The sequence below is a fragment of the Buchnera aphidicola str. Sg (Schizaphis graminum) genome (assembly GCF_000007365.1).
In the GTDB taxonomy this organism is placed as follows: domain Bacteria; phylum Pseudomonadota; class Gammaproteobacteria; order Enterobacterales; family Enterobacteriaceae; genus Buchnera; species Buchnera aphidicola.
Genome location: NC_004061.1, coordinates 408938 through 425926, shown reverse-complemented (window position 1 = coordinate 425926; position 16989 = coordinate 408938). Strand labels below are relative to the sequence as shown.

General features: G+C 27.5%; 13 protein-coding genes, 1 tRNA gene and 1 pseudogene. 13 read left to right on the top strand and 2 right to left on the bottom strand.

All coding sequences use genetic code 11. The annotated features are described in order from the left end of the window. The first annotated feature begins 32 nt into the window (after positions 1 to 32). The 13 genes and pseudogenes from greA to BUSG_RS01880 all read left to right on the top strand — a co-directional run bounded on the left by greA (position 33) and on the right by BUSG_RS01880 (position 16012). Positions 33 to 512 (top strand): transcription elongation factor GreA, encoded by a 480-nt coding sequence (greA, locus tag BUSG_RS01935; RefSeq protein ID WP_011053890.1) that lies wholly within the window; start codon positions 33 to 35, stop codon positions 510 to 512. 62 nt (positions 513 to 574) lie between these two features. Further along, positions 575 to 1195, top strand: a complete 621-nt coding sequence (gene rlmE, locus BUSG_RS01930; RefSeq protein WP_011053889.1) for a 23S rRNA (uridine(2552)-2'-O)-methyltransferase RlmE — start codon at positions 575 to 577, stop codon at positions 1193 to 1195. A 65-nt stretch (positions 1196 to 1260) separates the two neighbouring features. Beyond that, positions 1261 to 3102: an ATP-dependent zinc metalloprotease FtsH gene (gene ftsH / locus BUSG_RS01925; protein WP_011053888.1), complete on the top strand. Its 1842-nt coding sequence runs from the start codon at positions 1261 to 1263 to the stop codon at positions 3100 to 3102. A gap of 235 nt (positions 3103 to 3337) precedes the next feature. Continuing rightward, positions 3338 to 4676: pseudogene (glmM, locus tag BUSG_RS01920) on the top strand (phosphoglucosamine mutase). A gap of 225 nt (positions 4677 to 4901) precedes the next feature. Beyond that, the gene (gene secG, locus BUSG_RS01915; RefSeq protein ID WP_011053887.1) at positions 4902 to 5228 is read left to right on the top strand and encodes a preprotein translocase subunit SecG; all 327 of its coding nucleotides are present in this window, start codon (positions 4902 to 4904) and stop codon (positions 5226 to 5228) included. Between the two features lie 32 nt (positions 5229 to 5260). Then, positions 5261 to 5342 (top strand) — tRNA-Leu (locus tag BUSG_RS03225). A gap of 173 nt (positions 5343 to 5515) precedes the next feature. After that, positions 5516 to 7003: a transcription termination factor NusA gene (gene nusA / locus BUSG_RS01910; protein WP_011053886.1), complete on the top strand. Its 1488-nt coding sequence runs from the start codon at positions 5516 to 5518 to the stop codon at positions 7001 to 7003. Positions 7004 to 7019: 16 nt separating this feature from the next. Next, positions 7020 to 9623, top strand: coding sequence for a translation initiation factor IF-2 (gene infB, locus BUSG_RS01905; RefSeq protein ID WP_011053885.1), 2604 nt, complete (start codon positions 7020 to 7022; stop codon positions 9621 to 9623). 58 nt (positions 9624 to 9681) lie between these two features. Beyond that, positions 9682 to 10056, top strand: coding sequence for a 30S ribosome-binding factor RbfA (gene rbfA, locus BUSG_RS01900; protein ID WP_011053884.1), 375 nt, complete (start codon positions 9682 to 9684; stop codon positions 10054 to 10056). Between the two features lie 22 nt (positions 10057 to 10078). Continuing rightward, entirely contained in the window at positions 10079 to 11017 is a 939-nt protein-coding gene (gene truB, locus BUSG_RS01895) for a tRNA pseudouridine(55) synthase TruB (protein ID WP_011053883.1), read from the top strand. 101 nt (positions 11018 to 11118) lie between these two features. Beyond that, on the top strand, positions 11119 to 11388 hold the full coding sequence (gene rpsO / locus BUSG_RS01890) for a 30S ribosomal protein S15 (protein WP_011053882.1): 270 nt from the start codon (positions 11119 to 11121) through the stop codon (positions 11386 to 11388). A 273-nt stretch (positions 11389 to 11661) separates the two neighbouring features. After that, entirely contained in the window at positions 11662 to 13785 is a 2124-nt protein-coding gene (pnp, locus tag BUSG_RS01885; protein WP_011053881.1) for a polyribonucleotide nucleotidyltransferase, read from the top strand. A gap of 421 nt (positions 13786 to 14206) precedes the next feature. Beyond that, complete coding sequence (locus BUSG_RS01880) at positions 14207 to 16012, top strand: DEAD/DEAH family ATP-dependent RNA helicase (protein WP_011053880.1); 1806 nt, start codon at positions 14207 to 14209, stop codon at positions 16010 to 16012. A 66-nt stretch (positions 16013 to 16078) separates the two neighbouring features. On the opposite strand, the gene BUSG_RS01875 is transcribed toward BUSG_RS01880, so the two are convergent. Together BUSG_RS01875 and pyrI are read right to left on the bottom strand one after the other, a co-directional pair. Next, positions 16079 to 16465, bottom strand: a complete 387-nt coding sequence (locus BUSG_RS01875) for a Rid family detoxifying hydrolase (protein WP_011053879.1) — start codon at positions 16463 to 16465, stop codon at positions 16079 to 16081. Between the two features lie 62 nt (positions 16466 to 16527). Next, positions 16528 to 16983: an aspartate carbamoyltransferase regulatory subunit gene (gene pyrI, locus BUSG_RS01870; protein ID WP_011053878.1), complete on the bottom strand. Its 456-nt coding sequence runs from the start codon at positions 16981 to 16983 to the stop codon at positions 16528 to 16530. Between the last annotated feature and the right edge of the window lie 6 nt (positions 16984 to 16989).

Below are 16989 nucleotides of genomic sequence, written 5' to 3'. Positions count from 1 at the left end.
TTTTTAAGAAGTAACATAATGAGGTATTTTATATGATTAATTTAATTCCAATGACTGTTAGAGGTGCCGAAAAACTTCGTGAAGAACTTGAACAATTAAAAAATGTAAAACGTCCTCGCATTACTGTCCAAATAGCAGAAGCTAGAAAGCACGGCGACTTAAAAGAAAATGCTGAATATCATTCAGCACGAGAAGAACAAAGTTTTTGTGAAGGACGTATACAAGAAATTGAATCCAAATTATCTAATTCTCAAATTATAGATATAACAAAAATATCAAATGATGGACGAGTAGTTTTTGGTTCTACAGTAACTATTTTAAATATAAAGAACAATGCAGTGTTTACTTATCAGATTGTTGGTGATGATGAATCAGATTTTAAAAAAAATTTAATTTCTATTAATTCCCCGATGTCAAGAGGTTTAATTGGTAAAACTGTTAACACCATTGCTATTATACATACACCATCAGGTAATGTTAAATATAAAATTTTAAAAATAGATTATATTTAAATATATACTTTTTTATAATAAGAAATACAATCTTCTATAATATAAAGATATTTGATAAAAATATGATTTCTAAAAAAAAATCAAATAGTTCTAATCGTTGGTTGTCAGAACATTTTCAAGATCAATATGTTAAGGAGGCTAAAAAGCAAAAAATACGTTCAAGATCTTGGTTTAAATTAGAAGAAATTGATAAAAATAATAGATTGTTTAAACCTGGAATGAATGTTCTTGATTTAGGATCTTCTCCTGGGGGTTGGTCTCAATATGCCGCTAAAAAAATAGGGAAAAAAGGATATATTTTAGCTTGTGATATACTACCTATGAAAAAAATAAAAGGTGTTGATTTTTTTCAAGGAGATTTTTGTAATAAAAAAACATTAAATTTGATACTAACCAATTTGTCTAATGTTAATTTAAATTTAATTATGTCTGATATGGCACCTAATATCACAGGTTGTTCATCTATTGATATGCCACGGATTATTGAAATATGTAAAACAGTTTTTACAATATCCGATCATGTACTATCTCGAAATGGTGTTGTATTAGTAAAATCATTTCAAGGAGAAGGTTTTAATGAATTTTTTGCGCAGATGAAAAATTTGTTTTCAAAAATCAAAATTTGTAAACCTAAAACTTCTCGATCAAGATCTCGAGAAATATTCATGCTAGCAACCAGATAAAAAAATAATAATCTGTGTTGTTCTTTAAAAATAGATGTTAATGAGAGGTTGTTCCCTTGAGTGACATGGTTAAAAACCTGATCTTCTGGTTAGTTATTACAGTTGTTTTAATGTCTGTTTTTCAGAATTTTAATTCTAGCGATACTAGTAATCATAGAGTTGATTATTCTACTTTTTTATCAGAAGTTAATCAAGATCAAGTCCGTGAAGCATATATTAACGGACGGATAATTAGTGTTACTAAAAAAGATAGTAGTAAATATATTACGTATATTCCTATTAACGATCCCAAGTTATTAGATAATCTTTTAACAAAAAATGTTAAAATTGTTGGTGAAATACCCGAAGAACCGAGTCTTCTAATCTCTATTTTTATTTCTTGGTTCCCGATGTTATTGTTAATAGGTGTTTGGATTTTTTTCATGCGTCAAATGCAAATGGGTGGTGGAAAAGGAGCAATGTCTTTTGGTAAGAGCAAAGCACGTATGCTATCAGAAGATCAAATTCAGACCACTTTTGCTGATGTTGCAGGATGTGATGAAGCAAAAGAAGAGGTCAGTGAATTAGTTGAATATTTAAAAGAACCTAGTCGTTTTCAAAAATTAGGAGGGAAAATACCTAAAGGTATACTTATGGTAGGTCCTCCTGGAACTGGTAAAACATTGCTTGCAAAAGCAATAGCAGGTGAAGCAAAGGTTCCATTTTTTACAATTTCTGGTTCTGATTTTGTTGAAATGTTTGTTGGAGTAGGAGCATCTAGAGTAAGAGATATGTTTGAACATGCTAGGAAATCTGCACCTTGTATTATATTTATTGATGAAATTGATGCGGTTGGTCGTCAAAGAGGTGCTGGATTAGGTGGGGGTCATGACGAAAGGGAGCAAACATTAAATCAAATGCTGGTAGAGATGGATGGATTCGATGGCAATGAAGGTGTAATTTTGATAGCTGCTACTAATAGACCAGATGTTTTAGATCCTGCTCTACTTCGTCCCGGTCGTTTTGATCGTCAAGTCATTGTAGCGCTTCCAGATGTTCGTGGAAGAAAACAAATTTTAAAAGTACATATGCGTAAAGTTCCGTTATCTGAAGATGTAGATCCAATGATAATTGCTCGTGGTACTCCAGGTTTTTCAGGAGCAGATTTAGCTAATTTAGTTAATGAAGCTGCACTTTTCGCTGCTCGTTTTAATAATCGAGTAGTATCTATGATACATTTTGAAAAAGCAAAAGATAAGATTATGATGGGTTCTGAACGTAGATCCATGGTTATGAGTGATTTTCAAAAAGAATCAACTGCATATCATGAAGCTGGTCATGTAATTATCGGAAGATTGGTACCTGATCATGATCCTGCACATAAAGTAACAATTATTCCTAGAGGCCAAGCATTAGGAATAACCTTTTTTTTGCCAGAATCAGATATACTTAGCATTAGTCGTCAAAAGCTAGAAAGTCAGATATCTACACTTTATGGAGGTCGTTTAGCAGAAGAAATTATTTATGGTTCTCAAAATGTTTCAACTGGTGCATTTAATGATATTAAAGTTGCTACAAATTTAGCACGAAATATGGTAACTCAATGGGGATTTTCAGATAAGCTTGGTCCTTTATTATATGCTGAAGAAGAAGGAGAAGTTTTTTTAGGTCGTTCTGTTGCTAAAGCAAAACATATGTCAGATGAAACAGCTAGAATTATTGATGAAGAAGTAAAACTATTAATTGAAGTTAATTATAATCGCGCTAGAAAAATTTTAAATGAAAATCTTGATATTTTACATGCTATGAAGGATGCTCTAATAAAATATGAAACTATTGATTCGTTGCAAATTGATGATTTAATGGAAAGACGCGAAGTGCGCAAACCAAAAGGATGGTTGGAAGTTGATCAAAAGAAAGATATTTAAATAAATTATTTTAAAATAAGTTATTATTTTTTATTTACCCTTTATTAATGAAATAAAATTTTAATGTGAATCACATTATTTTTTAAATAAGCATTAAAATAAGATGAAGTCATAAATTGATTATAGCTTCATCTTGTTTTCTAAAATTTAGCATTACTTTTTATTTTGTTGTAGAAATATTTACTGTGTTTAAATATTAAAAAATATTCTAAACGAATAAAAGGATAAAATTATTATGAAATATTTAAAATATTTTGGTACAGATGGCATACGTGGTACGGTAGGAGAAAAACCTATAACTCCAGATTTTTTATTAAAGTTAGGACAAGTTATCAGTACCGTATTAGGTAAAAATAAAAAAAAAAATTATTATAGGAAGAGACACACGAATTTCGGGATGTATGTTACAATATGCTTTAGAATTTGGAATTTTGTCAAAAGGGTTTTCGACCTTATTAGCGGGTTGTATACCTACTCCCGCAATTGCATATTTAATACGATCTTTAAATGCTTCAGCTGGAATTATTATTTCTGGTTCTCATAATTCTTTTTATGATAATGGAATAAAAATTTTTTTAAAAAATGGAATAAAAATAACTGAAGAAAAAGAATTTTTTATCGAAAAACAATTGGATAATTCTTTATATAATTCTTCTTATTCACAAAATTTTGGTTTGTCCAAAAAAATTAGAAATGCTGTAAAAAAATACATTGATTTTTGTAAAAGTACCTTCCCTCGTAATATAAACTTATCTAAATTTACTATTGTACTAGATTGTGCTAATGGTTCAACTTATCATGTAGCACCTAAAATTTTTCAAGATCTTGGTGCAAAAGTCATTACTTCTTCTATTTGTCCAAATGGAATTAATATCAATAAAAATTCTGGATCTACTGATATTTTGAAGTTAAAGAAACTAGTGATATCAGCACAAGCAGATATTGGTTTAGCATTTGATGGTGATGGAGATCGTGTTATTATGGTAGATCATTTAGGAAATGAAGTAAATGGAGATCAAATTATTTATATAATTGCTCAAGAATATTTAACAAACAATCAATTAAAAGGTGGAGTAGTAGGTACCTTAATGACGAATATGGGTATTATTTCTGGACTAAAAAAACTTGGTATTCCCTTTTGTGTAACAAAAAAAATAGGAGATCGTTATTTATATAAAAAAATGAAAGAAAAAAAATGGATTCTTGGTGCTGAACAATCAGGACACATTATTTTATTGGATAAACATTCTACTGGTGACGGAATTATAGCTAGTTTACAAATATTATTAACGATGATTAGAAATAACAAATCTTTATATTTTTTATCTAACCAAGTAAAATTATTCCCCCAAATACTGTTGAACGTTTTTTTTAATAAAGAAAAAGATTTTGAAAAAGATACAAGATTTCAATCTATTCTTTATAAATCTAGAAAAATTTTAGGTAAATCAGGTCGTTTTTTTATACGAAAATCTGGTACAGAACCATACGTTCGTATCATGGTAGAAGGTGAAAATTATCTTAAAATAAAAAAATTGGCTTATGATATTTCAGATATAATTAAATGTATTTAATATGTACGAATAAAAAAATTTTCTTTAATTTTTTAAAATTTACAATATATTATCTTAATATCTAGATAAACAGAAATTTTTTTTAAAAATTAAAACGAAATTTTTTTAAGAAATCATATATATATTTAAAAATATAATTATTTTATAAGTATAAAATAATTTTTAAATAAAATGTAAATTGATGTATATTTAAAAATAATTTATAAAAAGGAAAAATAATATTTTATGTATTTATTTTTTTTAATTTTTTTAATTTTTATTTCTTTTTCTTTGATTTTTTTAATTTTATTGCAGTCAGGAAAGGGGTTTAATAATACTATACATTTGAATACATCAAACAATTTCAATTTTTTCAATAGTGTTGGAAGCGGTGGTTTTATAAAAAATATTATTGGTTTTTTTGCTGGTTTTTTTTTAATTTTTAGTATTATTTTATGTAACATTAATGATAAAAAAGTTAATTCAGATGTTTTTTTAGAAAAAAATACACAAAAAAAAACTATAAATGAAAAAAAAGAGCAGAAAATATTAAATAGTGAATTACCACTTTAATTTTTGATTTTTTATATTTATATATATTCTCTACCGAGGTGGTGAAATTGGTAGACACGCTATCTTGAGGGGATAGTGCCTTTAGGCATATGGGTTCAAGTCCCATCCTCGGTATTATTTTTAGTAAAAAAAATAAAAATATATATTTTTTTTCATGAAAAAAGTGTTGTAGTATAAGCAATATTTTATTTTTATTAAAAATAGGGTGATCTTACCTAAAACCCCGAAATTTCGGGGTTTTTTATTATAATCTTTATTTGAAAATTTTTAGTTTGAGGTTGTCTAAGATGAATAAAGAAATCTTAGCTGTTGTAGAAGCTGTGTCTAATGAAAAATCACTGCCACGTGAAAAAATTTTTGAAGCTTTAGAAATTGCATTAGCAACGGCAACTAAGAAAAAATATGAACAAGAAATTGATGTAAGAGTTAGTATAAATCGTAAAACTGGAAATTTTAGTACCTTTAGACGATGGATGGTAGTAGATATTGTTGTTCATCCAACAAAAGAGATTACTTTAGAAGCAGCTTGTTTTGAAGGTGAACAAGTTAAAATTAATGATTATGTAGAAGATAAAATTGAATCTGTAAATTTTGATAGAATAACAACTCAAACTGCTAAACAAGTCATTGTTCAAAAAGTACGTGAAGCAGAACGAGCAATGCTAGTCGATCAATTTCGTAAACATATTGGTCAAATCATCACCGGTATAGTTAAAAAAATTAGTCGAGATAATTTGACTTTAGATTTAGGTAATAATGCCGAAGCTTTAATTTTACGTGAAGGTATGTTACCTCGAGAAAATTTTCGTCCTGGAGATCGTATTCGTGGTATTTTATACGGAGTATATCCAGAAGCTCGTGGCGCACAGTTGTTTCTGAGTCGTTCAAAAACTGAAATGCTTATTGAGCTTTTTCGTATAGAAGTTCCCGAAATTGGAGAAGAAGTTATTGAAATTAAAGCAGCTGCACGTGATCCAGGTTCTCGTGCTAAAATTGCAGTAAAAACCAATGATAAACGAATTGATCCAATAGGAGCTTGTGTAGGAATGAGAGGTGCACGAGTACAAGCTGTATCTAGTGAATTATGTGGAGAACGAATTGATATTATCTTATGGGATGATAATCCTGCTCAATTTGTCATTAACGCTATGGCTCCTGCTGATGTCGTTTCTATTATAGTAGATGAAGATCACCATACTATGGACATTGCTGTAGACTCGAGTAATTTAGCACAAGCGATTGGACGTAATGGTCAAAATGTTCGTTTAGCTTCTCAGATTAGTGGTTGGGAACTTAATGTTATGACTACAGAAGATCTTAGATCTAAACACAAAGAAGAAGCTTATGCTGCTTTTAATATTTTTAAGAAAAATTTAAATGTTAGTGAAAAAGTCATTAAAACTTTAGTTAAAGAAGGTTTTTCTTCTCTCGAAGAATTAGCGTATATACCACTTAATGAGTTGTTAGAAATTAATAATTTAACAGAGAGAGAAGTGCAATTAGTTCGTGAAGGCGCTAAAAATGGATTGCTTCTTCTTGAGTTAGATCAAAAAAATCAGATCAAAAATAAAAAAATTGAACAAGCTTTATTGAATGTAAATGGTATGAATGAGCTATTAGCTTTAAAGTTAGCAGAAAAAAATATATTTACTGTGGAAGAATTAGCTAATCAGGGAATAGATGATTTAATTGATATTGAAAATTTAAATTCTGAGCAAGCTGGTTTGTTAATTATGGCAGCTCGTAATATATGTTGGTTTAGCAGCAAAGTCTGATAATAGGAAAAAAAGTATGGTTGATATCAGTTTAAAAATTTTATCAAATGAAATGAAAATATCTATTAAAGAATTAATAAAGACATTATCTGAAATTAGTATTTCTAAAACTGAAAACGATTGCATCAGTATAACAGAAAAGAAAAATTTATTAAAATATTTAGAGAGTAAAAAAAAACCTTTTTTAAATACTTTTATCTTACAAAGAAAAACGCGAAGTACTTTAAATGTATTTACTCCTGGAGGTAAAAATAAATCTGTTCAAATAGAAATAAGAAAAAAAAGAATGTATCTTAAAAATAATAAATCTGAATTAGAACCTTTATTAAAAAATAAAAATTTATTGCAAAACAAAGAAAAAAATAATTTGAAATCGTTAAAAAACACTATTTCAAAAGCAAAAGAATCTCAAAAAAATATTGACATTTTAGAAGAAAGTAAAGCTAATATCAATTTTAAAAATTTAAATAAATTAACAAAATCTAATGTTTTTAATAAGAATGAAAAAAATAAATCTTTGAAAAAAAATATAAACTTTAATAATCATTCATTTTACTCAAAAAAAACAATAAAAAATAATACTGAAAATCAAAAATTATACAAAGAAGAAAAAAAAGATTATCATTTAACAACATTTATTCATAATCGCAATACAGAAGATAATAGAGACCGTGAAATAGAAAAAAATAAAAGAAATTTCCATCGAAATATAAAAAATTATCGTCAAAAGAAAAATAATAAACAAAACAATCAAATCAAGTCTAAAAAAGATGAAGTTCGCATTTCTAAAAATAGAAAAAATGTTAAACAAAAAAACAAATCTATTTTGTTACAACAAGTTTTTAAAAAACCAGAATCTGTTATTAATCGCGATGTAGTTATCAATGGTGCTATTACTGTATGTGATTTAGCTAATAAAATGGCTATAAAAAGTTCTGAAGTAATAAAAAACATGATGAATATGGGAATAATAGGAACAATTAATCATGTTCTCGATCAAGATACAGCGCAATTGATTGCAGAAGAAATGGGTCATAAAGTTATTTTACGTCGTGAAAATGAATTAGAAGAATTAATAATGAAAGACCGTGATACAGGAAATAATATTTCTTTAACTCGTGCTCCCGTAGTCACTATTATGGGACATGTTGATCATGGAAAAACATCATTGTTAGATTACATTCGTTCTACAAAAGTAGCTTCTAGTGAAGCAGGTGGAATTACCCAAAATATTGGTGCCTATCATGTTACTACTGATTTTGGTTCTGTCACCTTTTTAGATACACCAGGACATTCTGCTTTTACCGGCATGCGATCTCGTGGAGTTAAAATTACCGATATTGTTGTATTAGTTGTTGCAGCTGACGATGGAGTAAAACCGCAGACTATTGAAGCAATTCAACATGCAAAAGAAGCAAATGTTCCAATTATAGTTGCTATTAACAAAATAGATAAAGTAGATTCTAATATAGATCAAATTAAAAATGATTTAACAAAATATAACATTCTTTCGGAAGAATGGGGAGGTGAGAATATATTCGTACTTATTTCCGCAAAAACAGGAAAAGGTATAGATAATTTATTAAATGCTATTTTATTACAATCTGAAATATTAGAGCTTAAAGCTATATCTACAGGTATGGCCGAAGGTGTCGTAATAGAATCTTTTTTAGATAAGGGAAGAGGACCAATAGCAACTGTTTTAGTTCAAAAAGGAAATTTGAAAAAAGGAGATATAATATTATGTGGTTTTGAATACGGTCGTATTAAAGTTTTACGTAATGAAAATGGAAAAACACTTAAACATGCAGGACCATCTATGCCAGTTGAAGTTCTAGGTTTGTCTAAAGTTCCCTTCTCTGGTGAAAAGGTAACTGTAGTACGTGACGAAAAAAAAGCAAAAGAAGTAGCTTCCTATAGAAAAAATAAATCTCGTGAAATTAAATTAGCTAATCAGAATAGATCAAGTTTAGAAAATATGTTTAAGAATATTAAAAAAAATGATTTTTCTGAATTAAAGATCATCATTAAATCTGATGTACAGGGTTCTTTAGAAGCCATTTCTAGTGCTTTATTTAAATTATCTACTAATGAAGTAAAAGTAAATATTATAGGATCAGGTATTGGAGGAATTACAGAAACAGATGCTTCTTTAGCTCTAGCTTCTAATGCTATTATTTTGGGTTTTAATGTTCGAGCAGATGCTTCTGCTAAAAAAATAATTGATTTAGAAAATTTAGATCTTCGTTATTATTCAGTTATTTATGACTTACTTAACGAAGTAAAAGCAGCTATGACAGGTCTTTTATCTCCTCAATATAAACAAAATATTATTGGTTTAGCTGAAGTAAGAAATATATTTAAATCTCCTAAATTTGGATTAATTGCAGGATGTATGGTTACTGAAGGTATTATTAAAAGAAATAATCCAATTCGTATATTGAGGAATAATGTAGTTGTATATGAAGGTGAATTAGAATCACTGCGTCGTTTTAAAGAAGATATCAATGAAATACGAAATGGAATGGAATGTGGAATTGGTATAAAAAATTATCATGATTTAAATATCGGAGACGTTATAGAAGTATTTGAAGTTAAAGAAATAAAAAGAATACTATAAATTTAAATTTATAGACAATTATATCTTTTTAGAATATTTTAAATTTGGTAATAAAATCATGGACAAATTGTTTAATCGATCTTTTAGAATTGCTCAAGAACTACAAAAAAATATTGCTTTTATTATACAACATTCTCTTAAAGATCCACGTATTAAAACTATTATCACTGTTTCTGAAGTGCGATTATCAAAAGATTTATCTTATGCTCAAGTATTTGTTAGTTTTTTAGAAACTAATAGTAATTTAACTGTAAAAAAAGTATTAATTTTATTAAATAGAGCTTCTGGATACATTCGAAAATTATTATGTAAAAAAATGAATTTAAGAATTATTCCAATTATTGTTTTTTTTCATGATGATTCCTTTTTTAAAGGTAACAAAATTTCTAAATTGTTAAATATATTAACAGAGAAGAATAACATTACATTATGAATAAAAATATAAGGATAGGTAAATGTTTTTTCATAAAAAACGTAATGTTAATGGATTTTTATTGTTGGACAAGCCTAAGGGAATGACTTCTAACAATGTTTTACAGAAAGTAAAAATTATTTTTAAGGCTAAAAAAGCAGGCTATATTGGTACCTTAGATCCCTTAGCTACTGGAATTTTACCGATTTGTTTTGGTGAAGCTACAAAATTTTCTAATTATTTGAATGCATCAGACAAACACTATAATGTAATTGCTAGGTTGGGAGAAAAAACATCTACTTCGGATTCTGATGGAATAATTGTAAGAAAAAGACCCATTTTATTTACGCCTATTCAACTTAGTTTAGCTTTAAAAGCACTGACAGGTTCAGTTAATCAAATACCTTCAATGTACTCAGCTGTTAAATATAAAGGTATTCCTTTGTATAAATATGCACGACAGGGAATAAATGTTAAACGTAATATTAGATGCGTTTTTATATATAAGATTGATCTTGTTGATCAAAAAGATAATTGGATTGAATTAAATGTGCATTGTTCAAAAGGTACTTATATTCGAACACTTATTGAAGATTTAGGTGAAAAATTATTTTGTGGAGCTCACGTAATTAGATTACGTCGTTTAAAAATAGGATTACTTTCTTATTCTAAATTAGTCAAGCTATCTTTTTTAGAAAATTTATTAAATGAAAAAAATGTTGTAAAAATAAATTTTTTTAAAAAAATAGATGATTTGCTAATGCCAGTTGATACTCCAGTTTATTTTTTGCCTAAGATATATATTTCTATTGAAAAATTATCTGTTTTTAGATTAGGACAAAAAGTTAATTTTTCATCTTCTATCACAAATGGTTTAGTCCGTGTTTTTGAAAAAGATAATAATACATTTATCGGATTAGGAAAGATTAATTCTGAAAAAACGTTAATTCCGTATCGATTAGTTTCTATGTTAACTAATTAAATTGATCTATATTAAATTTAATAATAGCATGATATTATTTTTTAAATAATTTTATTAAATTATAATTAATTTTACATAGTTTCAAATATATGGAGTATCACATGTCTCTAGGTATAATGACTATAAAAGAAACAATTTTAAAATATGGTAAAAATGAAAAAAATACTGGAAAAACAGATGTTCAAATTGCATTATTAACGAATCAAATTAATCATCTTCAACTGCATTTTTCTCAACATAAAAAAGATCATTGTAGTCGTAGAGGTCTTTTAAAAATGGTTTCAAAACGTCGTAAATTGCTAAATTATTTAAAGAAGAAAAATATATCTTGTTATACTAAATTAATTGAAAGTTTAAATTTAAGACGATAAATAGTTTTTTTAAAGAATTATAAGATTAAAAAATATTTAAAAATTTTAAATTAATAGATAAAAAATTTTTTAATTAAGGGCTTTTTTTAGCCCTTTTTTACATTTTTTCTTATATTTTAATTAAAAATGCATTAATTAACAATTTTTTTAAAAAATTAAAAAAATTTATATTTATAATTTGTAGATCAAATACTATATTGATTTATAAAAATAATGTTTAATATTAAAAGTTTATAATGAATAGAAAATTAGTCTTATATTAAGGATATTATTTTGCTAAATCCCATTGTTCGTAAATTTCAATATGGCCAACATACAATTACCTTAGAAACAGGTATAATGGCTCGCCAAGCAACAGCAGCTGTCATGGCTAGCATGGATGATACAGCTGTTTTTGTTACTGTTGTTGGAGAAAAAACAACAAATTCTAGTCAAAAATTTTTTCCTCTTACAGTAAATTACCAGGAAAGAACATATGCTGTAGGTCGAATACCTGGAGGTTTTTTTAGAAGAGAAGGACGTCCAAGTGAAAATGAAATATTAACTGCTCGACTAATTGATAGACCAATTCGACCCTTATTTCCAAAAGGTTTTTGTAATGAAATTCAAATAATTGCTACGGTAGTATCAGTTAATCCTCAAATAAATCCTGACATAATTTCTATTATAGGTGCTTCAGCAGCATTAAGTCTATCAGGAATACCATTTTATGGACCAATTGGAGCTGCTAGAGTTGGTTTTGTTAATAATCAATATGTTTTAAATCCTACAATTGACGATATGAAATCTAGTTTTTTAGATTTAGTTGTCTCGGGTACTCAAAATGCTGTTTTAATGGTAGAAGCAGAGTCAAAAGTGTTAAGTGAAGATAAAATTCTTGGTGCTATTATGTTTGGTCATCAACAACAACAAGTTGTTATTAACAATATTCGTTCTTTATCTAATGAAGCCAGCAAATTACCTTGGATAATATCTTATCCTGAAATAAATACAGAATTAGAATTAAAAATAACCAAATTGGCTGAAAAAGACATAAGTAATGCTTATTTAATATTTAATAAGCAAGAAAGATATGAAAAACTAAATTTTCTTAAGGAAGAAATAATAAAATTATTTTTTAGTGAAAACTCAAATATAGATATATCAGAGATTGAAGATATTTTTGAAAAAATTGAAAAAAATATTGTAAGAAAACGTATACTAAATAATGAAAATCGTATTGATGGACGAGAGAAAGATATGATTCGTGCATTAGATATCAGAACAGGTGTATTACCGCGTACACATGGTTCTTCTTTATTCACTAGAGGTGAAACGCAATCTTTAGTCTCTGTTACCTTAGGAACATCTCGAGATGCACAAAATTTAGATGAATTACTAGGGGATAAAACAGATAATTTTTTATTTCACTATAATTTCCCTCCTTATTCTGTTGGAGAAATTGGAATAGTAGGATCACCTAAAAGACGAGAAATTGGACATGGTCGTTTAGCTAAAAGAAGTCTTTTAGCAGTTATGCCTAAATTAGATGATTTTCCTTATACTATAAGAATAGTATCTGAAATTACTGAATCGAATGGTTCTTCTTCTATGGCTTCTGTTTGCGGTGCATCTTTGGCTTTAATGGATGCTGGAGTACCTATAAAATCTGCTGTTGCAGGAATATCTATGGGTCTAGTTAAGGAGGGAGATAAATATGTTTTACTTTCAGATATTTTAGGTGATGAAGATCATTTAGGAGATATGGACTTTAAAGTTTCTGGAACAGAAGAAGGTATTACCGCTTTACAAATGGATATAAAAATAGAAGGGATTACTAATGAAATTATGCGTATTGCACTAAATAAAGCGAAATCTGCTCGATTGCATATTTTAAATGTTATGAAACAAGCATTAAGTAAACCTAGAAACGAAATTTCTGAATTTGCACCTCGTATTCATAAAATTAAAATAAACCCTGAAAAAATTAAAGATGTAATAGGTAAGGGGGGTTCTGTAATTCGCATGTTAACTGAAGAAACAGGTACAATAATTGAAATAGAAGATGATGGTACAATTAAGATATCTGCAACAATTGGAGAAAAAGCAAAAAATGCTATTCGTAGAATTGAAGAAATTACAGCAGAAATTGAAGTTGGACGTATTTATTCTGGAAAAGTTACTCGTATTGTTGATTTTGGTGCTTTTATTTCAATAGGTATTGGAAAAGAAGGATTAGTACATATTTCACAAATTTCTAATAAACGCGTTGAAAAAGTTTCTGATCATTTGACAGTTGATCAGATAATTTCAGTAAAAGTATTGGAAATAGATCGTCAGGGTCGTTTAAGATTAAGTATTAAAGAAGTAGAAAATTCTATTATTTCTAATAAATCTATAAATAATATTTATATCTGATATAATTATATTTTTAAATAGTACAAAACTTAATCTTTTTTATGTGATTCATCTATTATATCATAAATTTAGAAATTAAAAAATTTTTATTTTTAATAAAATATAGATTTATATCTTATCAGATAGTACCATATGAATAGTACATAAATAAAATTTAATTTTTTAGATTATTTTTAATTTTTTTCTATTAATTAGTAGAAAAATAATTGTTAAAAATTATTCTCACCATTTGCTAATGTTATATTTTATGTATTTAAAGCATCATTAGCAATAACTAATAAATATCATTTTCTCTTAGTGTTTTTATTAGATCATTTAATTTGAGCCGGTTCACAACTTTCAATGAGAATAGTCAATAATATATATTTTCATCATGAGCTATGTAGACTGGCCACTGTAACTTAAAAGGCATATCTATTGCATGACTCATACTGAAAGCACATTTTCTTTTCTTGGTTTAAATCCTTTTATTATCAAATCTTTATCAAAAATGGGATATGTTAAACCTTCTCCTATTCAAGCGGCTTGTATTCCATTACTTCTAGAAGGACGAGACGTATTAGGAATGGCACAAACAGGAAGTGGAAAAACAGCAGCATTTTCATTACCATTATTACATAATCTTAATATTAATTTAAAAGCGCCTCAAATTTTAGTATTAGCTCCAACAAGAGAGTTGGCTGTTCAAGTAGCTGAAGCTTTTTCAGATTTTTCTAAATATATAATGGGAATACATGTATTACCTTTATATGGTGGGCAACGATATGAAGTACAACTACGAGCACTGCGACAAGGGCCCCAAATTGTTGTAGGAACTCCAGGACGTTTATTAGATCATTTAAAAAGAGGAACTCTTAATCTTTCAAATTTATATGCATTAGTTTTAGATGAAGCAGATGAGATGTTACGTATGGGTTTTATAGAAGATGTAGAAACAATTATGTCTCAAATACCTAAAGAGCATCAAACAGCTTTATTTTCAGCAACAATGCCAGAAGCTATACGCCGTATTTCTAAAAGATTTATGAAAAATCCTCAAGAAATCAAGATACAATCGAATATCACTACACGTCCAGATATTAAACAAAGTTATTGGATGGTTTACGGTAGAAAAACTGATGCCTTAATTCGTTTTTTAGAGGTAGAAGATTTTTCTGCAACAATTATTTTTGTCAAAACAAAAAATGCAACTTTAGAAGTATCTGAAGCTTTAGAACGTAATGGATATAATAGTGCTGCATTAAATGGAGATATGAATCAAGCTTTAAGAGAACAAACTTTAGAACGATTAAAAAGTGGTCGATTAGATATTTTAATTGCCACAGATGTAGCTGCTCGTGGTTTAGATGTTGATCGCATTAGTTTTGTTATTAATTACGATATTCCCATGGATTCAGAATCTTATGTTCATCGTATAGGTCGTACAGGTCGAGCTGGTCGAGCTGGTCGGGCTTTATTATTTGTTGAAAATCGTGAACGTCGATTATTGCGTAACATTGAACGTACAATAAATCAAACTATTCCAGAAGTTCAGTTGCCAAAAATTGAAGTCTTATGTAAAAGACGTCTTGAACGATTTGCAAAAAAAGTACAAGAACAATTAGAAAGTAGAGATTTAGATGAATACAGTGCATTATTAGATAAATTATACTCTCCTGATGATTTAGATATAAAGACTCTTGCTTCTGCTTTATTAAAAATGGCTCAAGGGGGACGACCTTTGATTATTAAAAAAGATTTATTACAACGTCCATCTAGAGAGTTTTCGTTTAAAGATGATCGCAGACGTGAAGACAATCATCGTAATAACAATCGAAATCGTCGTGAACGTCGAGAGCTAAAAGATATAGATTTATATCGAATTGAAGCAGGTCGAAATGATGGAGTAGAAGTCCGTCATATAGTTGGAGCTATTGCTAATGAAGGAAATATTAATAGTCGCAATATTGGAAATATTAAACTATTTTCTTCTTATGCAATTGTAGAATTACCTAAAGGATTATCTAAAGATTTATTACAACGTCTCATAAAAACAAAAATTTTGAATAAGAAAATAAACATAAAATTATTACGTGATATTAAAAATTATGAAACTAGAACGCATAATCGTTCTATCTTTAATAAAGATAAAAATAATAAGCGTCGTTTTTCTGATAACCGTTTAAATAAATCTAGTAGTATTAAAAACGAAACGAAATCATCTTTTTTTCGTCGTAAAAGTGTTTGATTTTATGCCGCTTTGCGGCATATTGAAAATATTATAGTAGGAATTTATTTTAAACTCTTGTAAAATTTATTTTTTAAATGCCATTGCTTCCATTTCAATTTTTACGTTTTTTGGTAATTTTTGAACTTCTATACAAGATCTTGTAGGAAATGATGATTTGTTATCTATAAAAAATTTTTCATATATTTCATTAATTATATGAATTTTTTCTAAATTAGTAGTAAAAACTGTAATTTTTATAATATCCTGTATTGTATATTTTGACGCAATAATAATTGATTTTATATTTTTTAATACAATATATGTTTGTTCAGAGATATTATTTGGTATTTTCCCTGATTTAACATCAATAGGTATTTGACCAGAAATAATCAAAAAATTTTCATTTTTTATAGCTTGTGAATATGGTCCAATAGGTTTTGGGGCATTTTCAGTATTAACTATAACATTCATAAAGCACCATTTTTAATTTTATTAAATAGAAAAAAACATGAAATATGTAATATTTAAGTTTTTTATAAAACTATGTTTTTAGCGAATTCTTTTTCACAATATTGACACTTTAAATTTATCTCATTATTTATATCTTTGGTAAAAATAAAGCTAGAAGTTATGAAATGATTGTGACTAGCACAATTACTGTTGGGACAAATTAGAATACGATCTATCTTTTTAGGTAAAGAAGGAAATATTTTTCCTACTAAATTATATTTTTCAATATAATTAACTGTAGCACATGGTGCATAAATAGCTAATTGATTAATTTGATCATCGCTTAAAAAAGTATTTTCAATTTTTATGATATCTTTTTTATCTAATTTTTGAGAAGGTAAATTTAATCCAATAGTAATTCTTTTTTCTGTTTCTGTAAATCTGAATAATGAAAGTAATTTAAAACCAATATGTGCTGGAATATGATCAATTACACTACCAGATTTAATAGCTTCAACTTGAAGTTTATTTATTTGCATATATTT

What these genes read in the sequence shown, in the direction of transcription:
- greA (WP_011053890.1), top strand. Translation starts at nt 33, where the DNA reads ATGATTAATTTAATTCCAATGACTGTTAGAGGTGCCGAAAAACTTCGT.
- rlmE (WP_011053889.1), top strand. Translation starts at nt 575, where the DNA reads ATGATTTCTAAAAAAAAATCAAATAGTTCTAATCGTTGGTTGTCAGAA.
- ftsH (WP_011053888.1), top strand. Translation starts at nt 1,261, where the DNA reads ATGGTTAAAAACCTGATCTTCTGGTTAGTTATTACAGTTGTTTTAATG.
- secG (WP_011053887.1), top strand. Translation starts at nt 4,902, where the DNA reads ATGTATTTATTTTTTTTAATTTTTTTAATTTTTATTTCTTTTTCTTTG.
- nusA (WP_011053886.1), top strand. Translation starts at nt 5,516, where the DNA reads ATGAATAAAGAAATCTTAGCTGTTGTAGAAGCTGTGTCTAATGAAAAA.
- infB (WP_011053885.1), top strand. Translation starts at nt 7,020, where the DNA reads ATGGTTGATATCAGTTTAAAAATTTTATCAAATGAAATGAAAATATCT.
- rbfA (WP_011053884.1), top strand. Translation starts at nt 9,682, where the DNA reads ATGGACAAATTGTTTAATCGATCTTTTAGAATTGCTCAAGAACTACAA.
- truB (WP_011053883.1), top strand. Translation starts at nt 10,079, where the DNA reads ATGTTTTTTCATAAAAAACGTAATGTTAATGGATTTTTATTGTTGGAC.
- rpsO (WP_011053882.1), top strand. Translation starts at nt 11,119, where the DNA reads ATGTCTCTAGGTATAATGACTATAAAAGAAACAATTTTAAAATATGGT.
- BUSG_RS01880 (WP_011053880.1), top strand. Translation starts at nt 14,207, where the DNA reads ATGACTCATACTGAAAGCACATTTTCTTTTCTTGGTTTAAATCCTTTT.
- BUSG_RS01875 (WP_011053879.1), bottom strand. Translation starts at nt 16,465, where the DNA reads ATGAATGTTATAGTTAATACTGAAAATGCCCCAAAACCTATTGGACCA.
- pyrI (WP_011053878.1), bottom strand. Translation starts at nt 16,983, where the DNA reads ATGCAAATAAATAAACTTCAAGTTGAAGCTATTAAATCTGGTAGTGTA.